We start from the raw sequence: 6129 nt of genomic DNA, 5'->3' as shown, positions 1-6129 counted from the left end.
GGTTGTCTGGGTGCCCCAGGCAAGAGTCGAACTTGCGACCTTTCGCTTAGGAGGCGGCTGCTCTATCCACTGAGCTACTGGGGCATACGGCGATATCTTGCCATGGCGTTGGGGGATACTACGGTTTGGGGTTCGATGCGGTGAGGGGCCAAACTTGGTGCTCTCGCGTAGGTTGAGTCACCGTCGATTCAACCCGATCCCCCATCAGACAAGCGACGAGTGACGGTGATCTATGCCTGACCCCATGCCTCCCCGACGCGGGGGCGAGGACTCAGGCTCGGGCGTGTCCGGATTCGAGTGGATGTACGGTGCCGACGAGCCGGAGCGCGAGGAGTCTGGGGGGACTCGCGCTGCTCGTGGTTCCCGGGCTGCTGACGTACCGACCGATCAGCCGTCGGCCGAGGCCGGTGGCGGGCGACGGGCGGCCCGCCCAGCTCCGTCCGAGTTCGTGTCGCCGCCACCCCCGGCGCCCGCACCTGCCCCCGGTGGTCGTCGGGCCGCTCGGCCGGCCCCTTCTGAGAGGGCGCAGCCGGAACCGCCCCATGTTGAACAACCCCGTGTTGAACAGTCCCGTCTTGAGCAGCCGCGTGCCGAGCGTCCTCGCGCCGAGCGACCCCGTGCGGAGCAGCCGCGGCGCGAGCCGACCCGGGCCGAGCGCTTTCAGGCGATGGGCCGGGAGACCCCGGGCCCGTCGCCGATCCCCGCACCGCCCGCACCTCAGGAGTGGAGCGACCCGGACGCCACGGCGGTAGCCCCGCCGCTGCGGGGGACCCCGCGCCCGGGCCGTCATGTCCCTCCGCCGCCCGCGCCTTCTGCCGAGGAGACCGCGGTGGCGCCGGCGCAGGAGTGGTATCGCCAGGAGACCTATCCGCCTCCTCCGGCGCCCAGCGTTCCCGACCAGCAGCTGGCCCCGTCGGCGGCCCGGGAGTTCGACTGGAACGACCCGGGCGCGACCGCTGTCGTGCCGGGACCCGTCCCGGCGGAGCCTCGGGGGCGCACCGCTTCACGCGACGAGCTGCACGAGGCCCGCCACGAGCCCTATCCGCCCTCGGGGCACCGAGCCGCTGCGTACGACGGCGGTTACGACGACGAGCCGTATGACGACTATGGCCCCCAAGGGAGCTACCAGGAGCCGTACGCCCCCTACCCGCCGAGCGGGCCTGACGACCGTGACAAGCCGCGCGTCGGCGTCTGGCAGATCCTCGGCTCGTCGTTGCTCGTGCTGGCGCTGATCGTCGGGCTGTTCACCGTCTACACCTACCGGCATCTCAAGTCGAACATCAACACCGTCAGCCTCGGCGAAGGTGCGGGCGACCTCGGTCCCAAGGAACCGATCAACATCCTCGTGATGGGCTCGGACAGCCGTGACTGCAAGGGCTGTGGTCTCGATGACCAGAGTGGTGGCGGCTCGGACACCAGCATCCTGCTGCACCTCTCGGCTAACAGAAAGTTCGCGTACGGCGTCTCCATTCCTCGCGACACGATGGTCAACCGCCCCTCATGTAAGACCGATGACGGTGGCAAGTCCGAGTCGGCCGACTACGTGCAATGGAACGCTGCGTACGAAACCGGCGGCCCCACCTGTACGGCTGCCCAGCTGGAATCGGTGGCGACGGAGATGTGCGGCGAGAAATGTGACATCACCGTCAACCACGTCGTCGTCGTCGACTTCGGAAGTTTCAAGGGGATGGTCGACGCCATCGACGGGGTCGATGTCTGCCTTCCCGAGGCGGTCGAGGACTCGTACACGGGCGCCAAGTTCAAGAAGGGCCCCCAGACGCTCGACGGCAAGGAGGCCCTCCAGTACGTACGCATGCGACATGTGTTCAACGACGGGAGCGACCTGCTGCGGGCGAAGCGCCAACAGGCGTTCATCGGATCAATGGCCGCGAAGCTGCTTTCGGGCGACACGTTGTCGAGTCCGACGAAGGTGCTCAGCTTCTTGAACGCTGCCACCAAGGGTCTGACGATGGATGAGGGCCTCAAGGACAGCCTCGACACCATGGCGAAGATCGGCGCCGGGTTCCAGAGCATCGGCATGGAGAACATCAAGTTCCTGACCATCCCCGTTGGTGCCGACCCGGAGAACCCCAACCGCGTCGTTCTCGATGAGGAGCGCGCCAAGAACGTCTGGAAGGCCATCGCCAACGACAAGCCGCTGACCAAGAAGATAGCGGCCGGCTCGCTTGATGCCGGTCAGGCTTCGGGCAAGAAGAGCGAAGGCTCTGGCGACGAAGGCACCGACGGCGAGACCGCCGACCCGGCTCCCTCCGACGACGCGGCTTCCGACGGGTCCTCGGGCGATGCTTCCGGCGGTGCCAGCAGTGGGGCCAGCGAGGAGGAGCTCGCCGAGATCGCCGAGCAGGCGAAGGCGGACCGCGAGCGTGCGGGGTTGTGCTGATGGCTGAGGACGAGTCTTCCGACAAGGTCGGTTCGGACGAGGATGCCGAGGCGAAGGAATCGAAGGAGCCGGAGTGGAAGCGCAAGCAGCGGCTCGCGCGGATCTTCGGTGACGTACTTCCCGAGACGACCCAGGACGAGCGGGAGCCGTCCGCGGAGTCGGGAGAGTCCGCCTCGGACCGTTGGCTGAAATCGCAGGTGCCGCCCCACCACGGAGGATGAGGCGGCACCGACGGTGCTGCAGCTATCGGGGCTGGATCAGCGGGCGCCGAGGCTGTCGCGGATCTGCTTGAGGATGTCGACCTCGGTCTCGCCCGGCTCGGGGTCCGGGAAGTAGCGCTCCTTGGCGTGGGTGTAGGGCTTCACGATGAGGAAGTAGACGACCGCGGCCAGGATGATGAAGGCGATGAGGGCGGTCAACCATGCGCCGAGGCTGACGCCGCCCGGCTCGTAGTTCGAGAAGTCCGGCGTGCCGCCGGCCTTGCCGAGCAGATCCATGATGACGTCGACCGTTGCGGTCACGACGGTGGCGAACGCGCCGCCCATGATGAAGGCGACCGCCAGCTTGACCAGGTCACCCTGGAGCAGAAACTTCTTGAAACCGTCCATGTCTTGCTCTCCTGTTGCTCAGTGTGTGAGGTGAAGGAGGCTCCGGGATGCGGCGTAGGTTGGTGGTCAGTAGGCGAAGGTGAGAAATCCACCCACCCCTGCGGACGTGACCTCCTCGACACTGCTCGCGGAGACTCCGACGATGATCAGACGTCCCGTCGACGTGCTCGTTACGCCATACCCCTCGGTCCTTCCTTGTGTCAATGAATCATCGCCGCTCTTCGCGGCAGCCTGCGGGAGGCTGAGGATCAGCGTGTCGGTGGTGACCAGGGAAGTCTTGGCTGTGGCGGGGTCGGTGGCATACAGGTCCACGGTGTCGCCGACATGGAGCAGCCCGGCCATCTCGGCGTCGGGAAGCCGGACCGGCACCGCGACCAGGTCGGGGTAGCCCTCGGTCAGCTCCGGCCCCACGAGGCGTACGTCGGTGACGGGCTCGCCGCGACGCAACGGTGCGGCCAGCCGCTCGCCGACGGGTGTCTCGGCAAGGTCGGCGGGCATGCTGTTGGGGTCGGTCTCGACGTCGATCAGGTCGGCGGCGCCGAGAACCGTGCCGACCGGCAGATCTCGTGAAGCGACCGTCATCGTCGAGGTGTCGGGTGGGTGTGGCCGAGTGGCCGAGAGCCCGGTGGCGACCGCCGCGGCGGTCAGCAGGAACGCCAGCAGGCGTCGGTGGGCGAGAACCCCGCGGCGTACGCGGCGGGCGAAGGTCTTGAGTCGAGTGAACATGCGGGCACGCTAAGCCGCCCGTACGATCCCCGCATCTCGCTATCCACAGCCCCGACCCGCTTGTGCACAACCCTGTGGATAACCCCTCGCCGAGAAGTCACTTCTGCAGGCCGAGTTGGCACTGCAGTGACCTCTCGGCCTGCAGAACTGACTTCTCGGCCTGCAGAAGTGACGTCTCGGCGACGTGGTGGCTTCTCGGCGTCAGTCGGAGGAGCCGGAGGCGGCGGGGGCCGGCGAGGAGGTCGACGACGAGCCCGAGTCCGAGGAGGAGGTGGCGGGCGCCGAGGAGGGCGAGCCGGCCGACGAACCCGAGCGGGAGTCGGTGCGGTAGAAGCCTGAGCCCTTGAAGACGACGCCGGCGGCGCTGAAGACCTTGCGCAGCTTGCCGCGGCACTCGGGGCACTCGGTCAGCGAGGCCTCGCTGAAGCTCTGGAACTGGTCGAAGGCGTGGCCGCACTCGGTGCAGGCGTACTGATAGGTGGGCACGGGTCTCCTAGAACAGAATCTGGCACTCGACGGGCGCGACTGCCAATGTTAGCGAACGCCTAGTCGAACCGCCGCATTCCCTCCGCGCTCGCGGCCGCTCCCACGGCCCGGTCGTGCGCCTCGACGGGCACCGGGACGCCGACCTCCCACGGATAGAGGAGTACGCAGGTGAGCGCCTCGGCCGGCACCCGAGCGAGGACGCGGTCGTAGGAGCCGCCGCCGCGCCCCATCCGATACCCACGGGAGTCGACGGCCAGGCCCGGAACCAGCACGACGTCGGCGCGGGCGATCGCGGAGACGCCCAACCGCTCCCCGTCGGGTTCCAGGAGCCCACGAGGCGCTCGGACCAGAGCCCCGTCGTACTCGGCCCAGTCGAGGTCGTTGTCCGGCTGCAGGCACGGCAGCAGCACCCGTTTCCCTGCCGAGATCAGCTCGTCGAGCAGCAGCCCGGTACCAGGCTCACTGCCGATCGAGACGTAGACAGCGACGGTTTCGGCCCTGCGTACGTCCGGTATATCGACGACGACCTGCGTCAACGACCGGGCAAGCTCGCCGAGCCGCGCGACCTCGATGCGTCCCCGACTGGTGAGCAGCTGGTCGCGTAGGGCAGTCTTTCGCCCGACGACGTCAGCGGGGGCTGGACTATCAGAACCCGGAGGGGTGTGTGAACCCGACACGACGACAGCCTAGGCTTTCTCCTATGGGTAGCCCAGGTTTGGCCAAGGCAATGGCGAAGATGCGCGACGCCGGCGTGGACGACGTCGCGGTGCAGACGTTCGCACATTACTACCGCCAGCTCGAGCACGGTGAGACCGGGATGATCCCGGAGGAGGCGATCGAGCCGGTCGACATCCCGTCGATCAGCGACGCCGAGGTCACAGACGTCGAGGCCCACGAGGCGATCGCGAACACCGCGGTGATCAAGCTCAACGGCGGCCTGGGCACCTCGATGGGCATGGATCGGGCGAAGTCGCTGCTGTGCGTGCGCAAGGGCCTGAGCTTCCTGGACGTGATCGCGCGCCAGATCCTGCACATGCGCGAGAAGTACGACGTACGTCTCCCGTTGCTGCTGATGAACTCCTTCCGCACCTCCGAGGACAGTCTGGCCGCGCTCGAGCGCTACCAGGACCTGCCGGTCGAGGGTCTGCCGCTGGAGTTCCTGCAGAACCGCGAGCCGCGCCTGCTCGTCGACGACCTGACCCCGGTCGAGTGGCCCAAGGACCCCGAGCTCGAGTGGTGCCCGCCGGGCCACGGCGACATCTACACCGCCCTGCTCGACACCGGGCTCCTCGACCTGCTCATCGAGCAGGGCTACGAGCGGGTCTTCGTCTCCAACTCCGACAACCTCGGCGCGGTCCCCGACGAGAAGGTCGCCGGCTGGTTCGCCAAGTCCGGCGCTCCCTTCGCGATCGAGGCCGTACGCCGCACCCCGAGCGACCGCAAGGGCGGGCACTTCGCTCGCCGCAAGTCCGACGGCCGTCTCATCCTGCGCGAGACAGCGCAGACGCTGGACGAGGACAAGGTGGCGCTGCAGGACCTCAACCGCCACAAGTACTGCTCGACCAACAACATCTGGTTCGACCTCAAGGCGCTCAAGAGGGTGCTTTCCGAGCGTGACGGCATCCTCGGCCTGCCGATGATCCGCAACGAGAAGACCGTCGATCCCGCTGACCCGAAGACCCCCAAGGTCGTCCAGATCGAGACCGCCATGGGCTCCGCGATCGAGGTCTTCGAGGGCTCGCAGCTGATCGAGGTCGGGCGCGACCGGTTCGTCCCGGTCAAGACGACCAACGACCTCCTCGTCCTCCGCTCCGACGTCTACGACATCGCCGACAACTTCGTGCTCGACCAGGTTGCCGACGACGTGCCGTTCATCGATCTGGACGGCGACTACTACAAGTACGTCGC

General features: G+C 67.5%; 7 protein-coding genes and 1 tRNA gene. 3 read left to right on the top strand and 5 right to left on the bottom strand.

The annotated features are described in order from the left end of the window. Window positions 1-11: 11 nt before the first annotated feature. Window positions 12-84, bottom strand: a tRNA-Arg gene (locus tag ACRDPS_RS05500). A 583-nt stretch (window positions 85-667) separates the two neighbouring features. On the opposite strand from ACRDPS_RS05500, the gene ACRDPS_RS05495 reads away from it, so the two are divergent. Beyond that, entirely contained in the window at window positions 668-2401 is a 1734-nt protein-coding gene (locus ACRDPS_RS05495; RefSeq protein WP_431500622.1) for an LCP family protein, read from the top strand. Then, window positions 2401-2622 carry a hypothetical protein gene (locus tag ACRDPS_RS05490; RefSeq protein WP_431500621.1) on the top strand — a complete coding sequence of 74 codons (222 nt, stop codon included), beginning with the start codon at window positions 2401-2403 and terminating at the stop codon, window positions 2620-2622. Before ACRDPS_RS05495 ends, ACRDPS_RS05490 begins: the two co-directional genes overlap by 1 nt. 36 nt (window positions 2623-2658) lie before the next feature. On the opposite strand, the gene ACRDPS_RS05485 is transcribed toward ACRDPS_RS05490, so the two are convergent. From ACRDPS_RS05485 to ACRDPS_RS05470, 4 genes are all read right to left on the bottom strand, one after another. Further along, complete coding sequence (locus tag ACRDPS_RS05485) at window positions 2659-3009, bottom strand: MscL family protein (protein ID WP_431500620.1); 351 nt, start codon at window positions 3007-3009, stop codon at window positions 2659-2661. Between the two features lie 66 nt (window positions 3010-3075). Then, window positions 3076-3735, bottom strand: a complete 660-nt coding sequence (locus tag ACRDPS_RS05480) for an SAF domain-containing protein (protein ID WP_431500619.1) — start codon at window positions 3733-3735, stop codon at window positions 3076-3078. 201 nt (window positions 3736-3936) lie between these two features. Continuing rightward, window positions 3937-4221, bottom strand: a complete 285-nt coding sequence (locus tag ACRDPS_RS05475) for an FmdB family zinc ribbon protein (protein WP_431500618.1) — start codon at window positions 4219-4221, stop codon at window positions 3937-3939. Window positions 4222-4280: 59 nt separating this feature from the next. Continuing rightward, window positions 4281-4898 carry a 5-formyltetrahydrofolate cyclo-ligase gene (locus tag ACRDPS_RS05470; protein WP_431500617.1) on the bottom strand — a complete coding sequence of 206 codons (618 nt, stop codon included), beginning with the start codon at window positions 4896-4898 and terminating at the stop codon, window positions 4281-4283. A 23-nt stretch (window positions 4899-4921) separates the two neighbouring features. On the opposite strand from ACRDPS_RS05470, the gene ACRDPS_RS05465 reads away from it, so the two are divergent. Beyond that, on the top strand, window positions 4922-6129 hold a 1208-nt coding region (locus ACRDPS_RS05465), incomplete at its 3' end, for a UTP--glucose-1-phosphate uridylyltransferase (RefSeq protein WP_431500616.1).

The sequence above is a fragment of the Nocardioides sp. genome, assembly GCF_050699375.1.
GTDB lineage: Bacteria > Actinomycetota > Actinomycetes > Propionibacteriales > Nocardioidaceae > Nocardioides.
The sequence above is the reverse complement of the archived record's forward strand: the minus strand, read 5'-3'. Positions and strand labels throughout refer to the sequence as shown.